This is a genomic window from Streptomyces mobaraensis, assembly GCF_020099395.1.
In the GTDB taxonomy this organism is placed as follows: Bacteria; Actinomycetota; Actinomycetes; order Streptomycetales; family Streptomycetaceae; genus Streptomyces.
This window is the reverse complement of record NZ_CP083590.1, coordinates 5,958,496-5,979,114: the sequence shown is the minus strand read 5'-3', so window position 1 is coordinate 5,979,114 and position 20,619 is coordinate 5,958,496. Positions and strand designations below refer to the sequence as shown.

The 20,619-nt window shown below is 74.4% G+C and carries 15 protein-coding genes; 5 read left to right on the top strand and 10 right to left on the bottom strand.

Translation table 11 applies throughout. The features are described 5' to 3' along the window. Positions 1 to 190: 190 nt before the first annotated feature. Positions 191 to 1,243 (top strand): hypothetical protein, encoded by a 1,053-nt coding sequence (locus K7I03_RS26400; RefSeq protein WP_185944613.1) that lies wholly within the window; start codon positions 191 to 193, stop codon positions 1,241 to 1,243. Between the two features lie 14 nt (positions 1,244 to 1,257). Here K7I03_RS26400 and K7I03_RS26395 read toward each other — a convergent pair whose 3' ends face one another. Beyond that, positions 1,258 to 1,632 carry a GntR family transcriptional regulator gene (locus K7I03_RS26395; protein WP_185944612.1) on the bottom strand — a complete coding sequence of 125 codons (375 nt, stop codon included), beginning with the start codon at positions 1,630 to 1,632 and terminating at the stop codon, positions 1,258 to 1,260. Positions 1,633 to 1,797: 165 nt separating this feature from the next. Beyond that, a complete protein-coding gene (asnB, locus tag K7I03_RS26390) occupies positions 1,798 to 3,666 on the bottom strand; it encodes an asparagine synthase (glutamine-hydrolyzing) (RefSeq protein WP_185944611.1) in 1,869 nt (622 codons plus the stop codon). A gap of 209 nt (positions 3,667 to 3,875) precedes the next feature. Between asnB and K7I03_RS26385 the strand changes: the two genes are divergently transcribed. After that, positions 3,876 to 4,811 carry a GNAT family N-acetyltransferase gene (locus K7I03_RS26385; RefSeq protein WP_185944610.1) on the top strand — a complete coding sequence of 312 codons (936 nt, stop codon included), beginning with the start codon at positions 3,876 to 3,878 and terminating at the stop codon, positions 4,809 to 4,811. Positions 4,812 to 5,059: 248 nt separating this feature from the next. Here the strand turns inward: K7I03_RS26385 and K7I03_RS26380 are convergent, their stop codons facing one another. After that, positions 5,060 to 6,733 carry an IucA/IucC family C-terminal-domain containing protein gene (locus K7I03_RS26380; protein ID WP_185944609.1) on the bottom strand — a complete coding sequence of 558 codons (1,674 nt, stop codon included), beginning with the start codon at positions 6,731 to 6,733 and terminating at the stop codon, positions 5,060 to 5,062. A 391-nt stretch (positions 6,734 to 7,124) separates the two neighbouring features. Here K7I03_RS26380 and K7I03_RS26375 point away from each other — a divergent pair, with 391 nt between their 5' ends. Then, entirely contained in the window at positions 7,125 to 7,613 is a 489-nt protein-coding gene (locus tag K7I03_RS26375; protein WP_185944608.1) for a GNAT family N-acetyltransferase, read from the top strand. 17 nt (positions 7,614 to 7,630) lie between these two features. Here the strand turns inward: K7I03_RS26375 and K7I03_RS26370 are convergent, their stop codons facing one another. The 5 genes from K7I03_RS26370 to K7I03_RS26350 form a co-directional block, all read right to left on the bottom strand. Beyond that, entirely contained in the window at positions 7,631 to 8,176 is a 546-nt protein-coding gene (locus tag K7I03_RS26370) for a hypothetical protein (RefSeq protein ID WP_185944607.1), read from the bottom strand. A gap of 47 nt (positions 8,177 to 8,223) precedes the next feature. Next, positions 8,224 to 8,799 (bottom strand): XRE family transcriptional regulator, encoded by a 576-nt coding sequence (locus K7I03_RS26365; RefSeq protein ID WP_221903355.1) that lies wholly within the window; start codon positions 8,797 to 8,799, stop codon positions 8,224 to 8,226. Between the two features lie 546 nt (positions 8,800 to 9,345). Then, positions 9,346 to 10,251, bottom strand: coding sequence for an esterase/lipase family protein (locus tag K7I03_RS26360; RefSeq protein WP_185944605.1), 906 nt, complete (start codon positions 10,249 to 10,251; stop codon positions 9,346 to 9,348). A gap of 216 nt (positions 10,252 to 10,467) precedes the next feature. Further along, entirely contained in the window at positions 10,468 to 11,514 is a 1,047-nt protein-coding gene (locus tag K7I03_RS26355) for a DNA polymerase Y family protein (RefSeq protein WP_224347631.1), read from the bottom strand. A 392-nt stretch (positions 11,515 to 11,906) separates the two neighbouring features. Further along, complete coding sequence (locus K7I03_RS26350) at positions 11,907 to 15,683, bottom strand: DNA polymerase III subunit alpha (protein ID WP_224347223.1); 3,777 nt, start codon at positions 15,681 to 15,683, stop codon at positions 11,907 to 11,909. Positions 15,684 to 15,874: 191 nt separating this feature from the next. On the opposite strand from K7I03_RS26350, the gene K7I03_RS26345 reads away from it, so the two are divergent. Then, a complete protein-coding gene (locus K7I03_RS26345; protein ID WP_185944603.1) occupies positions 15,875 to 16,927 on the top strand; it encodes a YhgE/Pip domain-containing protein in 1,053 nt (350 codons plus the stop codon). 459 nt (positions 16,928 to 17,386) lie between these two features. Continuing rightward, complete coding sequence (locus K7I03_RS26340) at positions 17,387 to 17,833, top strand: subtilase-type protease inhibitor (protein WP_185944602.1); 447 nt, start codon at positions 17,387 to 17,389, stop codon at positions 17,831 to 17,833. A 503-nt stretch (positions 17,834 to 18,336) separates the two neighbouring features. Here K7I03_RS26340 and K7I03_RS26335 read toward each other — a convergent pair. Both K7I03_RS26335 and K7I03_RS26330 read right to left on the bottom strand, forming a co-directional pair. Further along, on the bottom strand, positions 18,337 to 19,485 hold the full coding sequence (locus tag K7I03_RS26335) for an SPFH domain-containing protein (protein WP_185944601.1): 1,149 nt from the start codon (positions 19,483 to 19,485) through the stop codon (positions 18,337 to 18,339). A gap of 115 nt (positions 19,486 to 19,600) precedes the next feature. Continuing rightward, complete coding sequence (locus K7I03_RS26330) at positions 19,601 to 20,536, bottom strand: S1 family peptidase (protein WP_185944600.1); 936 nt, start codon at positions 20,534 to 20,536, stop codon at positions 19,601 to 19,603. Positions 20,537 to 20,619 lie beyond the last annotated feature (83 nt).

Here is a 20,619-nt window from a genome sequence, read left to right as displayed (position 1 = left end):
ATGACGTCCCATCACCGGCCAGGGTATCGGCCGGAGGGGCCGGTCCGGGGGCTTCCGGCCGATCGCCGACGGTGAGCGGTCCTGGGTGGTGGACGCTCCCGCCTCCTGGGTATCCGTACTCAGTTCCGGTCCGGCAAGTTGAGTAAGCCGTCCCTGCCGGCGGGCGGGGCCCGTGGCGTGAAATCGCCTCATGGAGAAACACCCGCCCCAGGAGCCGGCCGTCGCCACCGTGGACACCCCGACCGCGGAGGTGAGCCGCAGGACAGTGGTGCGGCGGTGGCTCGTCCTCGCGGCCGCGGCCGCGCTGCTCTTCTGGGCGTGCACCGCGGTGTCCGGCTTTTTCGAGAACCTCAACGGCGGTCCCGTACGCACCGCGGCGGACTACCGTACGCAGGACATCAGGACCCGTGAGGCGGGGAAGGCGGCCGTCGCCGGCCTCCGCCCCGGCGACGCCGACGCGCCCGGCCGGATGAGCAAGGAGAGCAGCACCTCGTGCGTCGACGACCTGGGCGCCGACGGCGACGGGGTCACCAGGGACCAGCCCCGCTACGCATGGAGCCTGGACTACACGCGCAAGGCGGACTACCTGGCCGGCCTCGACAGGCTCCGCACGTCATGGCGGCGGCACGGCTGGAAGGTCGAGGAGGTGCCGGATCCCGGGGACGCCGATCGCCCCACGCCGCGCTGGCCGGAGATCCGCACCGTCGCCGACCACGGCATCACCCTCTCCATGGGCACCAACTGGTACACGAACAAGCCCGTGCTGTCGGCCGACGGCGGCTGCGTCCGCTACCGGACCGACCAGGGAGTCACCGCCCGTAAGACGTCGGGCGCGGCCGACGGCCGGACCCCCGCCCGGGAGGGCACCGTCACCTACGACGACGGCGTCCGCGTCTCCATCGGTCCCGTCCGGCCCTTCACCCCGCCCCCGGGCGGGACGGGCGACGACGCGCCGGCCGCGCACACGTACCTCGTGCCCGTCACCGTGACGAACGGCAGCGGCGCTCCGGTGGAACTGCGCGGTCACGACATCGGGAGCTTCGAGCACGCGAACCCCGGCGTCAGGAGGCTCACCGGCTTCCCCGCGGAGCTCGGTTCGGGGCAGCCGGAGCAGGTGACGGAAGGCGAGTCGAAGCGCCTGGAGTTCGTGTACACCGCGGAGAAGGAGCCCTCGCACCTGGAGATCCAGTACGGCCCCGGCGCGTTCCACCGGCCCTGCCCATGGACGCTGTCCATTCCCTGATCCGGCCCCGCCCGTCAGTCCCCGTACACCGCCCGCAGCGCCTCCTCCGCCGCCGCCAGCGCCGCCGCCCGGTCCAGGCCGAGCCGGTGGGCCCGTTCGGCGTAGGCGCGGGCGGCGGTCGCGGCCTCGCGGTCGGCGGTGTCGCCGGGGGCGGCGACGAAGGTGCCGTTGCGGCCGTGGGTCTCGATCACGCCGTCCGCCTCCAGGGCCCGGTAGGCCTTGGCGACGGTGTTGGCGGCGACGCCCAGTTCCTCGGCGAGGCCGCGGACCGTCGGCAGCCGGTGGCCGACGGGCAGGGCGCCGGAGCGGGCCCGGTCGGCGATGTGGGCGCGGATCTGCTCGTAGGGCGGTTGGGGCGCTTCCGGGTCGACGGTCAGGTGCAAGGCCACGTGGTCTCCTGGCTGGCTGGGCGGTGTTGCGTCACCCATTGTGCGCCGTCCGTCGCCGGTGTCCGGCGCCGTGCGCCCCGCGCCCTGCCACCCCGGCGCCCCCACGCCCGTTCACACCCGCCGCTCCCGCACCCGCCACCTCACGCCCGCCGTCTCACACCCGCCTCACACCCGCAGGTCGATCCCGCCCGTCCGCAGCCACCCGTCCAGCCCGAGGACGAGTTCGACGGCCCCCCGGTACTGGTCGCCGGACTCCTCCGAGAGGGCGTCGCGGAGCGCGTCCTCGCGGAGCAGCGGCCGGACGGGGGCGTCCCGGTCGGCGGCGAGTTCGCGGAGTTCGGCGCGGAGGGCGGCGCCGTAGCGCGGGTCCTGGGTGGCGGGGTACGGGCTCTTGACGCGGTCGGCGACGACGTCGGGCAGGACGTCGCGGACGGCGGCGCGCAGCAGGGACTTCTCGCGCCCGTCGAACGTCTTCATCGACCAGGGGGTGTTGAACACGTACTCGACCAGCCGGTGGTCGCAGAACGGCACCCGCACCTCCAGTCCGGTGGCCATGCTGGCCCGGTCCTTGCGGTCGAGGAGGATCTGGACGAACCGGGTGAGGTGGAGGTAGCAGACCTCGCGCATGCGCCGTTCGAGGCCGGTCTCGCCGGGCAGCCGGGGCACCTCGTCGAGGGCTTCGCGATAGCGGATCTCGGTGTACCCGGGCAGGTCGACGGCGTCGAGGACGTCCTTGGCGAGGAGCGAGCCGAGGGCGCTGTCGCCGCCGGCGAAGGTGTGGGCGACACCGGCCGCGATCCAGGGGAAGGTGCCGGCGTGCACGGCCGCCGGGTCGTGGAACCACTTGTAGCCGCCGAACACCTCGTCGGCGGACTCCCCGGAGAGGGCGACCGTCGACTGCTCGCGTATCGCCTTGAACAGCAGGTAGAGCGAGGTGTCGCCGTCGCCGAAGCCGGTGGGCAGGTCGCGGGCGGTGAGCACGGCCCGCCGGTGGCCGCGGTCCATCAGGGCGGCGGTGTCGAGGACGATGTCCCGGTGGTCGGAGTGGACGTGCTCGGCGAGGGCGTGGGCGTACGGGCCGTCGGGGGTGCCGCGCAGGCTGTCGGGGACGAAGTGGTCGGTCTGGCCGGCGAAGTCGACGGAGAAGGAGCGGACCGGTCCGCGGCCCGCCTCCGCGAGGCCCTTGGCGGCGAGGGCGGTGACGGCGGAGGAGTCGAGTCCGCCGGAGAGCAGGGTGCAGAGCGGGACGTCGGCGATGAGCTGGCGGGCGACGATGTCGTCGAGGAGCTCGCGGACGTGCGCGACGGTGGTGGGGATGTCGTCGGGGTGCTCGCGCGCCTCCAGCGCCCAGTAGCGCCGGACGGTGGTCCGCGCGGTGGTCCCGTCCCGGCGGATCCGGACGGTGTGGCCGGGCCGCACCTCGTGCAGCCCGTCGTAGACGCCGTGGCCCGGCGTCTTGACGAAGGCCAGCACCTCCGCCAGCCCCTCCGCGCCGACGGTCGCGCGGACGGCGGGGTGGGCGAGGACGGCCTTCTGCTCGGAGCCGAAGAGGACGCCGCCGGGCGTGGGGTGGTAGTAGAGCGGCTTGATGCCCATCCGGTCGCGGACGAGGAGGAGTTCCTCCGTGCGCGGGTCCCAGAGGGCGAACGCGAACATGCCGTTGAGGCGCTCGGTGAACGCCTCGCCCCATTCGAGGTAGGCGTGGAGCACGACCTCGGTGTCGCTGCTGGTGCGGAACGTGTGCCCACGGCCGGCGAGTTCGGCGCGCAGCTCGCGGTAGTTGTAGACCTCGCCGCTGTAGGTGAGGGCGAGCCGGGTGCGGCCGTCGTGCTCGACGAGCATCGGCTGCCGGCCGCCCTCGATGTCGATGACGGCCAGCCTGCGGTGGCCGAACGCGGCGTGGGTGTCCTGCCAGATCCCCGAGGCGTCCGGCCCCCGGCACTCCATCGTCCGCGTCATCGCCTCCAGCGCGGCGCGCGCCCCGGCGGTGGTGAGGTCCTGGTCGTAAGCGATCCATCCGGTGATTCCGCACATGGTCGCGGTGTCCCCTTTCGGCAGTCGCCCGGGGCTCCGCGGAGCGCTCCGGGGCATGGCTCGACCCCCGTCCGACGCGGACCGCCGCCTTCCGCGCGGGGTCCGCGGCGGTTCGCGGGGGCGACGCTACGCCCTATAGATGCATGTACCAACCATGCGTACGGAAAACCTTTCGCAAACCGATCGTTCTTCGCCATACGGTTCGCCGCATGCCCATCACCCTCCGGGAGTTCGCTCCCGCCGACGCCGAAGGCGTCGCCCAAGCCCGCCGCGCGGCCGTCCCGTTCATGGTCGTCACCGCCGAAACGCTGCTCTGGGAGCTGCGGACCGCGCCACCGGAGCAGCGCTACCGGCTGCTCGTCGCCGAGACGGCGGACGGCCGGATCGCCGGCAGCGTCCGCATGGGGCTGTACCTGGACGACGATTCCCGGCCGGACGGGCGGGCGTTCGCCTCGCCGTACGCCGACCCCCGGCTGGACGGGCCGACCGCCGAGGCCGCCGGGTCGGCGCTGCTCGGGGCGGCCGAGGAGTACCTGGCGGCGGCCGGCGCCGGCTCCGTCTACATCTGGGCGAACGACGACGGCCACTCCCCCGCCCGGGCCGAGGCCCACGGCTACCGCCGGCTGCGCCGCGCCGGCTTCCTCCGCCTCGACCTCGCGGCCACCGCACTGCCGCCCGCGCCGGAACCGCCCCGGGGCGTGGAGCTGCGCCCCCTGGCCGACTTCGCCGACGACCCGCGCCCGATCCACGCGCTGGACACCGCGTGCGCGGCGGACGAACCGGCGGACGTCCCCGTCGTCGTCCCGCCGTACGAGGAGTGGCTCGCCCGCGACTGGCAGCGGCCCGGCCTCGACCTCGACCTCTCGACGGTCGCCGTCGCGGACGGCGTCCCCGCCGCGTTCACCCTCGTCCAGAGCGACGGCCACGGCCGCCTGATGTCCGCCATGACGGGCACGCTCCGCGCCCACCGCGGCCGCGGCCTCGCCAAACTCATCAAGAGCCACGCGCTGCGGCGGGCGAAGGCGGCGGGCTGCACGGAGGCGTTCACGGGCAACGACGCGGGGAACGAGCCGATGCTGGCGGTCAACGAGTGGCTCGGGTACGCGTGGTCGGCGGCGGAGTGGCGGTACGTGCGGGAGCTCTGAGCGCGGGGTCGAGCGCCGGCGGAGGCGGTTCGGGCGTGGGTGCCGTGCGCGTGCCTGTGCGCGTACGGCGACGGGCCGCACCGGGGGACGAGCCGTCGGCGCGCGGCTCGGGGGTCCGGCTCGTACGGGTGCGGCGGCGGCACACCCCGGTGGCCGGAACCCGACGGCACCACCGGCCGGTCCGGAACGCGCCGACGGCCGCGCGCCGGAGCCGGCCGGGGTGGCGCCGCGGCACGCGACGACCGACGTCAACACATCGGACCCCACAGATAGTTGGGAACGTTCACATACTCCGACGCGCCCGGCCGCAGCAGCGGGGTGAGCACGGCGCGGACCGGCAGCCGGCCGGCGTCCAGCAGGCGGGTGCGGAGGACGGCCGCGGCGCCGGGCGGGAGGCGGTGCAGGGCGTCGTCGAGGCGGTCGCGCAGCAGCCGGAGGCCGTCGGCACGGTCCGTTCCGGTGAGCGCGGAAAGGGGTTCCACCGCGCACCGCCGCAGGGCGCCGGCGGCGAGGAGGTCGGCGACGGGGCCGTCGTGCCCGGCGAGGATCCCCCGGTCGGCGAAGCCGAGGAGGTCCGCGGCCTCGCCGCCGAGGCGGGAGGCGAGCCGCACGCCGTTCACGCGGGGGCGGGCGTGGTCCCGGTAGAGCAGCCGCAGCCGGGTGCGGCCGCGGTGTTCGTCGAGGACCAGCGCCAGGTCCCGGGGGTGGGTCTCCAGCGCGACGCCGTAGGAGAAGAGGGTGGTGCACCAGTCCAGCAGCAGCGTCAGGTAGGCGTCGGCGAAGGACCGCGCCGAACCCCCGTAGTAGCGCCGGGCGAGCGCGCGGGCGACCGGTTCCCCGTCGGGCGTCCGGGCGGCCAGCGCGGCGACGGGTACGACATGGGCGTCGGCCGGTGTGCACGGGTCGTGGCGCACGCGGACGGTGAGCAGCGGGTGTCCGGCGTACAGGCAGGTGTCCGCGGCGGCCGGGAGGACGGAGCCGACGAAGCCCGGCTCGCACAACAGAACCTCCTCCACGAGCCGTTGCGTCACCACACCGTCGGCGAGCGTCGCGGGGCCGGCCGACGCGCTTGCGGGAAGCGGCAGTTCGAGCCGGTACTCCGGTGCGTCGACGAGGGCGAGGACGCCCGCCGAGCGGGCCGGCACCACATCCGCCCAGGGCTTCTCGGCGAACCGGGCGGCGCCGTCCAGGCCGGTGGCGCGCAGCGCCCGGGCGAGCGGCGGGCCGGCGGTCAGCGGGTGGACGGGCAGCATGGTGTGGGTGGCGGTGAGTTCGGGGAGTCCGAGGGCGTCGGGGGCCGGCCACCACGGCGGCGGCTCCCCCGGACCCCGGTGGACGGCCGTACGCGGCAGGGCGACCCAGCGGAGCCCGAAGCAGGGGTGGAACTCCGGCTCATAGACGGTGAGTTCGCCGGTTCTAGACCGGACCGTCGGGGGGTCGGGGTCGGGCCGGCGGGCGGCGAGGGCGTCGTACGCGAGGGCGCCGCGCGGTCCGGTCCACGCGGCGGCGCTCCGCCCGTACACGGCGGCCAGCCGCTCGGTGACGTCCTCGTCGGTGCGCTCGCGGAGCCGCAGCGCGGCGAGTTCGGTGGCGCACGCGGCGGTGAGGGCGTCGAATCCGGCGCGCTCGCGGGGGTCCGTCGCGGGGCGCAGCCGCGCCAGTATCGCGTGCAGGCCGGTGACCGGCCCGCCCGCGGTCTCCAGCAGCGGCGCGCGGACCCGCGCCGCGCCTCCCGGACCGTCGGGGGCGACCGGCAGCAGGATCGTTTCCCCGTCGACGGTGAGCGCCAGCCACTCCCCGTCCGGCCGGCTCACGGCCCGGGCCGTGCCGCGCAGCCGGCAGACGTCCTCGCGCAGCAGGGCGTCGAGGACGCGGACGACGAGCCGGCTCTCCACGTCACCGCCCCGGGGCCGCCCGCTCATGCGACCCCCTCCCGCGCGCGGTGCGGCGGGGTGGGTGCACGGAAGGGGAAGCGATTGGTCAGCCGCACGGGAACGCCTTTCGGGCCGAGGCGCGAGGTGCCGCGGCGGGGGTGCCGCGGGTACGCCGAGGGGACCCTCGGTGGTCCGGGGTCGGTCGGGAAGCTCTGCGGAGGCGCCGGGTGCGCTAGACGGGGATCGCGACGCCGACGGCGATCGCGTGCGGCGGCGCGGGGCGCGCGCGGAAACGGTTCTCACTCACGGAACCGACCTTAGGTTAGGCAACCCTAACCCTGTCAACGAGGTTAAGCGATATACCACTTACACCCGCATATATCCCGACGGAGCGAAAAGCCGCTTGCCCCCACCGCCCCACCCTGGAACGGTCGTCCCCATGCCGCAGACCACCGTCCGCCCCCTGCACACCAGCGAATGGCGCCTCTACCGCTCCGTCCGCCTGGCGGCACTCGCCGACGCGCCCGAGGCGTTCGGCTCCACCTGGGCCGCCGAACAAGCCTTCCCGGAGGAGAAGTGGCGGGAGCGCCTCGCCCGGCGCAACACCTTCCTCGCGGAACGCGACGGCGCCCCCCGCGGCCTGACGTCCGTACTCCTCACCGACCCCACGACGGCCGAACTCGTCTCCTTCTGGGTCACCCCCGCCGCCCGCGGCTCGGGCACCGCCGACCTGCTCCTCGACACGGCCCTCACCCACGCGGCCGCCCACGCCCGCACCGAACTCCGCCTCTGGGTCACCGCAGGCAACACCCGCGCCGAACGCTTCTACCTGCGCAGAGGCTTCACCCGCACAGGAGAATCCCAGCCCGTCCGCCCGGACGAGCCCCGCCTGGAGCACGCGATGACCCGCACGACGACCGACGGCTGACGCACGCCGCAGCGCACTCAGGCGAGGGTGCGGCAGAGGTCCTCGTACCGCCCGCTCAGCGCGAGCAGCCGCTTGGTGTTCCGCCCGTTCTCACCGAAAAGCACGCTCATATGATCCCGCGCGACGATCCACCGGTGCGCGGGGCGGTCCCCTCCGTGGAAGCCCGTGGCCCAGCCGTACCCCGACATGACGAACGTCCCGGGGCGCCCGGGCGCGTAGCGCATCACCGCCGTACCGGAGACGTCCCGGTCGACGGACTTGCCCGTCCGCAGATTGGTGGCCCGCAACACCAAGGCACCCGACTCGACCGCGTAACGCGGATTGCCCTCGGCGTCGCTCCACGTCTTCACCGTCAGATCACTGACCGGGAACTCGGCGCGAGCGGGAAAAGAACAGACGTCCCCGGCCGCGTACTCGAACGGCACCGACCCCGGATGCGTCACCACCGGCCCCCGCCGCCCGGCAGCATCGGCCTGCCCCACACCTCCGAAGCCGGCCAGCACCCCCAGCACGACGACCCCAACGGCCGCCGCACGGCCGCCTTTTCGTCTCGTTCCTCGCACGGATCCCTCCCCGAAACGGTGACACCGGCAGGTTAAGACGGTCACCCTCACTCCCGCACGGGAACCCCTCGCCCCCACAACTCCTCGGCGTGCTCCGCGAACCGGTCGAACAGTCCGCCGTCCCCCTGCCTCCGCAGGTGAAGCAGGGGCGAGTCGTGCCCGACCAGGCTGGCCAGGTGCGGAGTCACGAGTGCGCTGTCGTCGAACCGGAAGACCGACAGACTCACGTGGTTGACCGCGTCGGCGGGCGCGCTGAACCGGGCCTCCACGGCCGGCGTCAGTGCACGCAGGTGCCGCAACGTCGTCCGGACACGCGCCGAGACCGTCAGCGCCGCGTCTTCGACGGCCTCGCGGTTGCGCGTCACCTCCCCCTCGGGATCGCCGACCAGGAACCGCACCCGGCACCCGGCAGCGGCCTTGCGCCGCAGCACGTCGGAGAGAACGGGCACGTGGGTCCACAGGAAATAGCCGGTGTAACCGGCGAAGAACAGCTCCTGCCGCGCACCGGCGATCAACTCGCCCCACAGGGTGGACGGGCAGGCCGAGCGGTAGGGATAGCTGCGCACCAGCTCGCGGTCGTGGCCGGACTTGATGCGGTCCTTGACGAGGTGTGGCCAGATCATCTCTTCGTCCACTCCCAACGCCCGGCAGGCGTCCTCTCGGTTACGTGCATGGGGTGTCAGTGCGACATCCGCCAACCACCGCTCGACGGTCTTGCTCGTCACGCCTACCCGGGCGGCCAGCTGTCTTGGCGAAAGACGCGCATCCGCCATAGCCGAACGTAGCGCGGAGTTCAAGATGTCTCCTGGGGACGTTTGGGCCTTTCCTGGACCGTACCGGCCCAGCGCCCGGCTGTCCGCCGTATGGCGGCGATACGTCCCGGAGGGGGCCGCACGATGCGGTCATGACGGAACGACAGCCCCTTCCCGCCGCGACAGAACCACCCCGGCGCTGCGCCGAGTGCTCAAGGATCAAGGAGGAGTACGCGGAGGCGACGAGGGTCCGTGACCTGAGCCGGGCCACGGATCTGACCGTCCTCATGGGCCGACACCTACGACGGTCGCATCCCTGAGCCGCATACCACAGGGGCGTCCCGTACCGGCCACCGGCCAGTAGGGAACGCCCCGGGAGGCTGGGCAAACGTTTCCCCAGTAGCGGAGCGCAGCGCCTCAGCTCACCATGTCCGCGCACGTCGCCGGGGTGGCGTGCGCCGGATCGAGGGCGTTGGCGACCTCCTTGAAGGCGACGCGGTCGATCATGCCGGTCGCGACGTGTTCGGAGAGGTCGAGGGAGCACCGCTCCTGGAGGAGGATGTTGCGGACGTTCAGGCCGGAGAGGTACGAGGTCTGGTACGGGGTGACGACCTCGTCGTACTTGGTGGCGACGACCGTGTAGCGGACGCCGGGGACCGTGTCCGGGCGGGAGTTGAGCCGCTTGAGGAATTCGGAGCCGACGGCCTGGTCGGTGAGGCCGGGGGTGAGGCCGTGGATGGCCTGGCGGGCGCCCGGGATCTTGTCCATGAGCTTGGTGAGGCCCGAGAGGGTTGTGCCGTGGTTGGACGGGGCGAGCGCGGTCAGGGAGTTCACCTTGCCCCCGCCGTCCAGGAAGTTGAGGTAGTAGCGCGGCATCACGCCGCCGCCCTGGGAGTGGCCGACGAGGTCCACCTTCGCGGTGCCGGTGGCCGTGCGGACCTTGTCCACGTAGGCGGAGAGCTGGGCCGACGACTTCTCGACCGGGCCGAGGCCGTTGAAGAGCGGGACGCCGGGGAGCTGGCCGTAGTCCAGCGAGAAGACGCAGTAGCCCCGGTTCACCAGGTAGGGCGCGAGGAAGAGCCAGTTGTCCACCGAGTTGCCGAGGGTGCCGTGGATCAGAACGACGGGCCGGGGGTGGGCGGACGACGGTTTGCAGGAGAAGTCGTTCCAGCCGCGGCTGACCGCCCGCTCGCCGCCGGCGGTGGCGGCCGGCGCCGCGGCGCCCGCGGCCAGGACCAGGGCCAGGGCGGGCAGCAGGGTGGCGAGGACCTGAAGGAGACGACGGAGACGGCGGCCACGGGGAAGTCTTCGGATTCCGGTCATGGGGGGAACCTCGCAGGTGGGAGAGGGCGCACGGAGGCGACACGACGGCCGACGGGGGGACCTCGCGCTGAAAGGGCATCAACTTACGTGCGAGTAGGTTGCGGGAAGGTCATGACTTCGTCAATAAGTTCGTCATCTCTTCGTTCGCACGAATTCGGCCAGTTACACGGCGGTAACAGTGGGGTGGTATCGGCGGTACGCCGTACGCGGCGGCACTCAGGCGACGTGCAGCGCCGCCGCCGGGCCCACCGCCGTCGGGCCGAAGCGGGCCCGCGCCCGGTCCACGGCCGCCTCCACCCGGCGCGCCTTGTCGTCGGCCGCGTCGAACGTCAGCTGCGACGGCGCCCCTTCGGCGTCGGCGAGCCCCTCGGCGCGCAGCGCCACCGCCCGGACCCGGGCCCGCTGCAGGCCGAGCGCGCCGTGCAGCTCGTACGCCACGGCCGTCAACGCCGGGGTGTGGGCGGTCGGTTCGGGGAAGGTACGGGTACGGGTGGTGGCGGAGCCGTCGGCGTACCGGACGGTGAGGGTGAGCCCGCGGGCGACCTGGCCGTCGCCGCGCAGCCGGGCCCCGAGCCCGTCGGCGAGCGCGAGCAGGGCGCGGCGGCGGCGCTCCGGGTCCAGTTCGTCGGCGCCGAACCGGTGTTCCGCGCCCATCGAGCGGACCCGCGCCTCCGGGGTCACCGGCGTGGGGTCGATGCCGCGCGCCCGCTCGTACAGCGTCCGCCCGGCCGCGGCGCCCAGGATGCGCTGAAGCGCGGGCAGCGGCGCGGCGGCGATCCGGCCGACGCTGTCGAGCCCGTACGCGCAGAGGGTACGGGCGGTGGCGGGGCCGACGCCGTGCAGCGCCGCGGCCGGCCTGCGGGCCAGGAAGGCGGCCACCTTGGCGTCGTCCGCCGGCAGCACGCGGACCGCGCCGGGCGGCGCGTCCTGGGCGGCCATCCGCGCCAGCATCGGGTTGGCGGCGACGCCGACCGCGCAGTCGACGCCGTACCGGGCGAGGCTCCGGACCCGCAGCAGGGCGGCGAGCCCGGCGGGGTCGCGGCCGAAGTACCGGGTCGCGCCCCGGACGTCGGCGAGCGCGGCGGCGGGCGGCAGCGCCTGCACGACGGGGGTGACCTCCGCGAGGAGGGCGAGGAGGCCGTCGTAGTCCTCCTCGCCGAGGGGGGTGTCCGCGGCCGCCGGGTGGAAGCGGACGTAAAGGACGGGGGTGACGGGGGTGACGGGGGTGGCCGGACGGACCGCCCCGCCCGCCGGCCGGGCCACGCGACGCGCCGCCCGGAGCCGGCGGCCCGGCGCGATCTCCCGGGCACGGCGGTCCCCCACCGCCGCCACGGCACGGCGGCCGGCCGCCGTCTCCGGCGCGCGGCGGTCCGGCGGCGCGGCCGGGGAACGGCGCTCCGCCGCCCACTCCGGCACGCGACGCTCCGCCGCGCCCGGCCCGACGGGCCCAGCGGAGCCACGGCGCGACCCGGCGGAGCCCGAAGAACCACGGCGCGACCCGGCAGCCCCCACGGAGCCACGGCCCAGCCCGGCGGACCCCGGAAAACCACGCCCCGCCCCGGTGGTCCGAAGAGCGCGGCGGTCCGCCCCGGCGGCCCCCGCCTCCTCTCGGCCCACGCCCGGCACGGGCGTAAGTCTCCTCGGCCGAATCTCGCTCATCGCCCCGCACTCCCCTGACTCGCGTGCCACAACTTCCGCCCGGTGGCGGCCCCTTCGCCCGCCGGCCGGAGGTCGGCCCACGGGTGCATCGCGTAGCCGGTGGGCATCTCGACGCGCCGCCGGGGGGTGGCCTCGGCGGGCTCCTCCGCCGGCCGGGCCAGCACGTCGGCCACCGCCTCCAGGCCGCCCTCCGCCCGGAGCTCGGCCAGTTCCGCCAGGTTCCAGGCCCGGACGCCGACGACGCTCAGGCTGCGCGGGCCGCGCCGCTGGACCGTGCCGCGGACCAGCAGCAGCCAGGAGTGGAAGACCGTGTGGGCGCAGGCCGCGTGGGAGTCGTCGAAGAAGGCGCAGTCGACCAGGCCGGTGCCGTCGTCCAGGGTCGCGAAGACCACCCGCCGGCCGGACCGGATCGGCGGGGTCTGGGTGGCCGCCTTGGCGCCCGCGACCAGGACGGTCTCGCCGTGCCGCGCGTCGCGCAGCCGGCTCGCCGGGAGCGCGCCCAACTCCCGCAGAAATGCACGGTGATCGGTCATCAGGTGGCGCGAGGTGTCCATCCCGAGCACGTTCAGCTCGGCGCCCAGCCGCTCCTTCGCGTCGAGGTCGGGCAGGCCGATCGGCTCGGTGCGCGCGTCGTCGACCAGGGTCGGCTGGGTGGCGGCGGGCCCCCGCCGCCGGGACCCCCGGGACCCCCCGGCCCCCCGCTGGTGCCGGTGGAGCTCCGCGAGGTGCAGGAGGAGGTCGCGGCGGTTGGTGCCGAACGCGTCCAACGCGCCGACGCGCGCCAGCCGTTCGGCGACGGGCAGGCCGGGCCGGGCCCGCTGCCACAGGTCGGGGAGGGAGGTGTACGGGCGGCCGACGACGATCCGTTCGGTCTCGGCCTCGCTGATGCCGTGCACCTCGGAGAGGGCGAGCCGGATCCCGAACCGTCTTTCAGGCACCAGTTCGATCCGATAGGCGGAGTCCGAACGGTTCACGTCCAGCGGCAGCACCGGCACCCCGTGCCGCCGCGCGTCCGCCAGCAGCAGCCGCTTCGGGTACATCCCCGGGTCGTGGGTGAGCAGCCCGGCGTAGAAGGCGGCCGGGTGGTGCGCCTTGAGCCAGGCCGACTGGTAGGTGGGCACGGCGAAGGCGACCGCGTGCGCCTTGCAGAAGCCGTACGAGCCGAACGCCTCGACGATCTCCCAGGTGCGGCGGACGACGTCGGCGGAGTAGCCGCGCTCCGCCGCCCGGTCCGCGAACCAGGCGCGCACCCGGCCGAGCAGCTCGGGCTTGGAGAGCGCGCGCCGGGTCTCGTCCGCGTACCCCCGGTCGCAACCGGTCATGATCCGAAGGATCTCGATCACCTGCTCATGGAAGACGACCACGCCATGGGTCTCGCGCAGCACCTCCGCCAGGTCCGGATGCGGGTAGCGGGCGGGCGCGCGGCCGTGCCGGGCCTCGATGAAGGGGCGCACCATGTCGGCGGCGACCGGCCCGGGCCGGAACAGCGAGATGTCGACGACGAGGTCGTGGAAGGTCTCCGGCTGGAGCCGCCCGATCAGATCACGCTGCCCCGGCGACTCGATCTGGAAGCAGCCGAGCGTCTCGGCGGAGCGGATCAGCGCGTACGTGCGCGGGTCCCCGGGCCGCACCTGCGCCGGGTCGTCGAGGTCGACACGGCGGCCGGTGGCCCGTTCGACCTCGTCCACCGCGTGCGCCATCGCGGACTGCATCCGCACGCCCAGCACGTCGAGTTTGAGCAGGCCCAGCTCCTCCACGTCGTCCTTGTCGAACTGGGACATCGGGAAGCCCTCGCCGCTCGTCGGCACGACGGGGGTGCGGCCGCGCAGGGTCGCGTCGGACAGCAGGACGCCGCACGGGTGCATGGCGACGCCGCGCGGCAGCGCGTCCAGCGCCTCGGTCAGCTCCCACAGCCGCCCGTACCGCTCCGGCCGGATACCGCGCAGCTCGGGCAGCTCGGCGAGGGCGGCCCGCGCGTCGCGCGCCCGGATGTGCGGGAACGCCTTGGCGAGCCGGTCCACCTCGGCGGGGTCCATGCCGAGGGCCGCGCCCACGTCGCGGAGGGCGTGCCGGACGCGGTAGGTCTCGGGCATGGCGACGGTCGCGACCCGCTCCGGGCCGAACCGGTCGAAGATCGCGCGGTAGACGTCCAGCCGGCGCGCGGACTCGACGTCGATGTCGATGTCGGGCAGCGCGGCCCGGCGGACGGACAGGAACCGCTCCATCAGCAGGCCGTGTTCGACCGGGTCGGCGCCGGCGATCCCCAGCAGGTGGTTGACCAGCGAGCCGGCGCCGGAGCCGCGGGCGGCGACGCGGACGCCGAGCTCGCGGGCGTCGTCGACGACGCGGGCGACGGTGAGGAAGTACGAGGCGAAGCCGCGCCGCGCGATGACGTCCAGCTCGTCGTCCATCCGGTCCCGGTAGACGCGGCCGCGGGGGCCCCGGTCGTAACCGCGCAGCACCAGGCCGGCCGTGCAGCGGGAGCGCAGCACGCGGTCGGCGGTGCGCCGGTCCGCGCCGACCAGGCGCGGCTCGGGGAAGTGGACGGAGCCCAGGCCGATGTCGTCCTCGGGGTCGACGCGGCAGGCGGCGGCGGTCTCGGCGGTGGCGGCGAGCAGCCGGTGGGCGGCGGCGCGCCGCAGTCCGGCGGCCTCCGCGATCCGCTCGGCGGCGGCGGCCATGGCGCCGGGGTCCTTGAGCCAGCGCTCGCCGCCGTCCAGCGCCTCGGGCCGGCGGAAGTCGACGGGCACCAGCCGGCGGGCCGCGTCGAGGACGTCGGCGACGGGCCCCTGGCCGGGGTCGGCGTAGCGCGCGGCGTTGGTGAGGACGGCCGGGACGCCCTGCTCGGCGGCGAGGCCGAGGGTACGGGCGGCGAGCCGCAGCGAGCCGGGTCCCGTGCCGGTGCGGCCGTGCCAGACGACCTCCAGGCGGAGCGCGCGACCGAACGTTTCACGCCATGGCGCGAGCAGCCGGGCGGCCCGGTCGGGGCGGCCGGCGGCGAGCGCGCGGCCGACCTCGGAGTCCGGGCCGAGCAGCACGAACACCGGCGGGCGCGGCCCGGCCGCGGCGGCCGCGGCCTCCGCCCAGGGCAGTTCGGGCCGCTCGGCGGGGCCGGGGTGCCTGACGGGCCCAGCGGGCTCAGTGTGCCCTGCGTGCCCCGCGTGCCCGCCGTGAGCGGCGTGCCCGGCATGGGCGGCGGTGACCAGGCCGCACAGCGCGGCCCAGCCGAGCACGCCGTCGCGGGCCAGGAAGACGGCGCGGGGCGCGGACTCGTCGACGAACGCCCCGCCGCGTACGGGGGTACGGCGCCGGACGGTCTCGCCGGGCGCGGGCTCCGGGCCGCGGACGGCCAGGTCCACGCCGAACAGCGGGCGCACCCCGGCGGCGGCGGTGGCCCGGGCGAACCGGACGGCACCGGCGAGGGTGTCGCGGTCGGTGAGGGCGAGCGCGTCCATGCCCCGCTCGGCGGCCCGCTCGGCCAGCCGCTCGGGGTGCGAAGCGCCGTACCGCGCCGAGAAGCCGGAGGCGGTGTGCAGGTGGGTGAAGGAGGGAGCCGTCCGGGCACGCGGAGCCCCGCCCCGGGCGGCCGGACGGCGGGCCGGGGAGGAAGCGGGAGCCGTGGAGACCGGGGAAGCCGGGGAAGAAGCGGAAGCCGCAGAGGCCGGGGAAGAAGGGGAAGAAGCGGAAGCCGCGGAGGACCCCGGGAACACCGGGAACGCCTGCGACGACCCCGGACGCGTCGGTTCCGACGGGAACGCCGATTGAGCACCCATCGCACCTCCCGCCGTTCAAAGCCCGTCATGACCCCCTGGCCGATTTCCGCCCCTCTTCTTCCACCATAAACCACGTCATCGAACATCCGTACGAACACGCGAGCGAACACCCCGCGTGCCTCCCGCCCTCGAGTCCCCCGATCGGCCCGCCCCCGCCTGCGCCGCCCTTCCCCGCCCCCCACCCTCGGGACATGAGCTCTTTCGTCCGGGAGGTGCGCGACGCGGTCACCGGCCGGGCCGCCCTTCTGGTGACCGGCGTCCTCGTCCTCCAGCTCGCGTTCATCGCCTCCTACGTGGGGGCCTTCCACCACCCGGAGCCGCGGGACATCCGGCTGGGCGTGGTGGCGCCCCGGCAGGTGGCCGGTTCGCTGGCCGACCGGCTGGGGCGGCTGCCGGGCGATCCGCTGGACCCGGAGGTCAAGGCCGGCCGGGCGGCGGCCGAACGGGGGCTGCGGGAGCGCGACCTGGACGCGGCGCTGGTGGTCGACCCGCGCGGCACCAAGGACACCCTGCTCGTGGCGAGCGGTGCGGGCGCCTCGCTCGCGCAGGCCGCCGAGGCGGTCGTCACCCGGGCCGAGGCGGCCGAGCACCGGACGGTGAAGACCGTCGACGCCGCCCCCGCCGCGGCCGGCGACTCCCGTGGGCTGACCTCGTTCTACCTCGTCGTGGGCTGGTGCGTGGGCGGGTACCTGTGCGCCGCGATCCTCGCGATCAGCGCGGGCGCCCGGCCCGCCAACCGCCACCGCGCCGTCATCCGGCTGGCCGCGCTCGCGGTCTACGCGGCCGTCTCCGGACTGCTCGGCGCGGTCGTCACCGGGCCGGTCCTGGACGCGCTGCCGGCCGGGGTCGCCCCGCTGTGGGGGCTGGGGACGCTGGTGGTGTTCGCCGTGGGCGCCCTCACCCTGGCCCTGCAGAGCCTGGCGGGCGTCGTCGGCATCGGGCTGGCGATCGCGATCGTCGTCGTCCTCGGCAACCCGAGCGCGGGCGGCGCCTACCCCTATCCCCTGCTGCCGCCCTTCTGGCGGGCGATCGGCCCGGCGCTGCCGCCCGGCGCCGGCACCTGGTCGGCCCGCTCCCTCGCCTACTTCGACGGCAACGCCCTCACCTGCCCCCTTCTGGTGCTCTCCGCCTGGGCGGTGGCCGGTGCCTCGGTCACCTGGGTGGGCGCGATCATCCGTGAACGGAAGAAGACCACCGCCGAACAGAACGGGGGCTTCGGCGAACAGGAATCGACCGCCAGGTGACCTGAACAGCCATACCAGACGGTCGGGATGGCCCCTCTTCGGTCATTAGCGAGCCATCCGCGAGGCGTCCGGAATCCCTCCCCCGCCCCGGGCGGCCCTCTTTTCGGCCGGACCCTCCCCGGAGCCGAACCTTCCGCCCTGAACTCCAGAATCAGCGAATCGACGCCCTGTCAATCCTTAGTTTCCAAGGGGGAGTTAAAGTCCGATCAACGATGGCAAGGGATTACCGCAGGTCAATACTCCTGAAACATTAAATCCCCCCATTCTCGGCAGACCGGACACTCCGCGATACCCCGATCGCATGCGACGCCCCTCCCACCCCTCGGCGAACAGCGGAAACGCGCCACTACACAACGCTTTCAACCAGCGACTGAAAGCGATCGATCCATGTGCGTTCACTCTGCGCTTGGGCCAAACTTCCGAGCGTTATCGGAACCCACGAACAAGGGAGTGTTCGGAATGCGGTACATCACTGGGGGGATCGCCCTGGGATCAGCGTTGATCCTGGGCAGCCTGGTGGGGGCCGGGGCCACCGCTAGCGCGACGCCCGCGCCCGCACCCGCCGCCCAGCAGAGCCTGTACGCACCCTCGGCACTGGTACTCACCGTCGGCCAGGGCGACAAGGCAGCCTCCGCCGGCATCCAGCGCGCGGTGACCCTCACCTGCATGCCCAAGCCGAGCGGTACCCACCCGGACGCCCGTGGGGCCTGCGACCAACTGCGCGCCGCGAACGGCAACTTCGAGGAGATCACCAAGGTCAAGTCCGGCACGGCCTGCACCAAGGAGTGGAACCCGTTCGTCGTGACGGCGGAGGGCGTCTGGGAAGGCCAGCGCGTCAAGTACGAGCACACCTTCGCCAACCCGTGCGAGATGAAGGCGGGCAAGGGCACCGTCTTCGAGTTCTGACGCCGGCCGGGCCGTGAGCCCGTAGGCCCCGCGCGTGAGGCGGCCCCCGGACACCGTGGAGGTGTGTCCGGGGGCCGCCGCCCATGGCCGGCCGGAGCGGGTGACACCCGCGTCCGTCCCGGGAGTTCGGCCGTCGCGGGCGCCCGGCGCCCGCGACATCGGGGGCATCGGGGACATCCGGGGTGTCCGGAGGCAGCGGCCGGTAGTAGGTCCTCCCGCCCGGAGGGGCGGGGGTCGCGTCCATGCCAAGTTCGTGCGTCCGAGTGTCCCCACCCGGAGTGGGGGAGCACAAGGGCGACTTCCGGTCGCGTGCATGCCCATGCGCCGCGTGCCCGCAGCGGCGGCCGAGGACGGGGTGGCCCGGGGCCCGAGGAACCTGTGCACTCCGAGTGAACCCGTGAGCCCTGAGGAGCCCGGGAGCCCTGAGGAAGCCTTGGGAACCTGGGCGGCACGCGGGACCTGGGGGACTTGGAGGGCTTGGGGGACCTGGAGGGCCTGGGGGCTCAGCCGTCGCCGGGCCCGCCGGCCTCCCGCCTCGTCGCGGGCCCGCCGTCGCCCAACTCCGTTGCATCCGAGCCCGGTTCACCGGTGGCCGATTCACCGATGGCTGATTCACCGGTGTTCTCCGGGGGCCGTTCCCGGGCGACCCGTTCCCCGGCCGGCCGCCCCTTCGGGTCCCAGTCCTCGACCGTCCACCTCTCCGACGCCCGTCCCTCGACGGCCCGCCCTCCGAGAGCCTGCTCCACAGCGCTCCGCCCCTCCACCGCCCGTTCCGCCGAGGCCCGTTCCTCCACCGCCCGCTCCCCTGCGTCGGCGTCGGCGTCCGGTCCGTCCACCCGCCGCGCCTCGCCCGACCCCCGCGCCCCGGGTCCCCGTTCACCCGTCGGCGCCCCCGCCCCCGCCCGTTCCAGGAACCGCAGCAGCTCCACGGGGAACGGCAGCACCAGCGTCGAGTTCTTCTCCGCCGCCACCGCCACGATCGTCTGGAGCAGGCGCAGTTGGAGGGCCGACGGCTGTTCGGACATCGTCGCGGCGGCCTCCGCCAGCTTCTTCGACGCCAGCAGCTCCGCGTCGGCGTTGATCACCCGCGCCCGGCGCTCCCGTTCCGCCTCCGCCTGCCGCGACATCGAGCGCTTCATCGTCTCGGGCAGCGAGACGTCCTTGATCTCCACCCGGTCGATCTGCACGCCCCACCCGATGGCCGGGCTGTCGAGCATCAGCTCCAGGCCCTGGTTGAGCTTCTCCCGGTTGGACAGCAGATCGTCCAGGTCGCTCTTGCCGATGATCGAACGCAGCGAGGTCTGGGCCATCTGCGAGACGGCGAAACGGTAGTCCTCGACCTGGATGACGGCCTCGGCCGCGTTGACGACCTTGAAGTAGACGACCGCGTCGACCCGGACGGTGACGTTGTCGCGGGTGATGCCCTCCTGGGCGGGCACGGGCATGGTGACGATCTGCATGTTCACCTTGCGGAGCCGGTCCACGCCCGGAATGATCAAGGTGAAGCCCGGTGGCCGGACTTCGCTGCGCAGCCGGCCCAGGCGCAGCACCACACCGCGTTCGTACTGCTTGACCACTCGGGCCGCCGCCATCAGGTACACCGCTCCGGCGGACGCCGCGGCCACGACCGCCACCACGAGGTCTTCGACCATCACGGCCCCCTGTGTCCCACGACAGGTGATATGTCCACGGTAGGCCCCGCCGGACCCTGGGTCGAGCCCTGGGAGGGCACGTGTGGGGAGCGGGCGCCCGGGCCCGGAACCGGGCTCAGAAGAGGCGGACGCCGTAGGCGTCGAGCGCCGCGACGACGGGCTGGTAGAAGGTCGTCCCGCCCTTGTGGCAGTCGCCGCTGCCGCCGGAGGCCAGGCCCAGCGCGGTGGAGCCGGAGAAGAGGGCGCCCCCGCTGTCGCCGGGCTCCGCGCAGACGTCCGTCTTGATCAGGCCCCGGACGACCTGCCCGTTGCCGTAGTTGACCGTGGCGTTCAGCCCGGTGACCCGCCCGCCGCGCACCCCGGTGGTGGAGCCGCTGCGGCGGACGCTCTGTCCGACGCGGGGCGTGGCGGCGGAGGTGATCCGCTGGGAGCGGCCGTCGTAGAGGTCGACGGCGGAGGGGTGGGGCAGCGAGCCGTTGGCGTAGCGCACAAGGCCGTGGTCGGCTCCGGGGTACGTACTGGCGGCGGTGGGACCGACGGACATGCGGTGCCCGGGGTCGGCGTAGTACGCGGGCTTGCCCTGGGTGCAGTGGCCGGCGGTGAGGAAGTAGTACGTGCTGCCCTTGCGGACGTTGAAGCCGGCCGAGCAGCGCCAGTCGCCGGCGTGCACCGCGTCGCCGCCGGCGATCAGCGGCCGGAAGGCCCCGGGGGCGCGTTCGACGCGTATCGCGTCGGCGTCGGGCCCGGCCGCCCGTCTGATCCGGTCGACGCCCTCGTCCGGGACGGTCGCGTCGGCGGTGACGACGACCTCGTGGGTCCGCTCGTCGACCGCCCAGGCGGTGCCCGGCACGTCGGCCTCCCCGACCGCGGTGCTCACCGCGGTGAGCCGGGCGGCGGAGGGCACTTCGGGGGCGCCGGGGGCCGCCCCGGCGGGGGCGGCGGCGAAGGCGGAGACGGCGAGCAGCGCGGCGACGAGGGCGGCGGCTCTTCTGGCGGACGGGGTGACGAGGGCGGCGGGGACGGTGGTGCGGGCGGTGCGCTTGTTCCTCACGCTGCTGTCCTCACGCTGGTGGCTGCACACCGGTGACTACACGCCGGTGACTACACGCCGGTGACCGCATGCTCAGCTCTGCA

Coding starts and splice junctions, on each gene's coding strand:
- K7I03_RS26335 (WP_185944601.1), bottom strand. CDS start 19,485: ATGGTCGAAGACCTCGTGGTGGCGGTCGTGGCCGCGGCGTCCGCCGGA.
- asnB (WP_185944611.1), bottom strand. CDS start 3,666: ATGTGCGGAATCACCGGATGGATCGCTTACGACCAGGACCTCACCACC.
- K7I03_RS26345 (WP_185944603.1), top strand. CDS start 15,875: ATGAGCTCTTTCGTCCGGGAGGTGCGCGACGCGGTCACCGGCCGGGCC.
- K7I03_RS26385 (WP_185944610.1), top strand. CDS start 3,876: ATGCCCATCACCCTCCGGGAGTTCGCTCCCGCCGACGCCGAAGGCGTC.
- K7I03_RS26360 (WP_185944605.1), bottom strand. CDS start 10,251: ATGACCGGAATCCGAAGACTTCCCCGTGGCCGCCGTCTCCGTCGTCTC.
- K7I03_RS26400 (WP_185944613.1), top strand. CDS start 191: ATGGAGAAACACCCGCCCCAGGAGCCGGCCGTCGCCACCGTGGACACC.
- K7I03_RS26340 (WP_185944602.1), top strand. CDS start 17,387: ATGCGGTACATCACTGGGGGGATCGCCCTGGGATCAGCGTTGATCCTG.
- K7I03_RS26375 (WP_185944608.1), top strand. CDS start 7,125: ATGCCGCAGACCACCGTCCGCCCCCTGCACACCAGCGAATGGCGCCTC.
- K7I03_RS26380 (WP_185944609.1), bottom strand. CDS start 6,733: ATGAGCGGGCGGCCCCGGGGCGGTGACGTGGAGAGCCGGCTCGTCGTC.
- K7I03_RS26350 (WP_224347223.1), bottom strand. CDS start 15,683: ATGGGTGCTCAATCGGCGTTCCCGTCGGAACCGACGCGTCCGGGGTCG.
- K7I03_RS26365 (WP_221903355.1), bottom strand. CDS start 8,799: ATGATCTGGCCACACCTCGTCAAGGACCGCATCAAGTCCGGCCACGAC.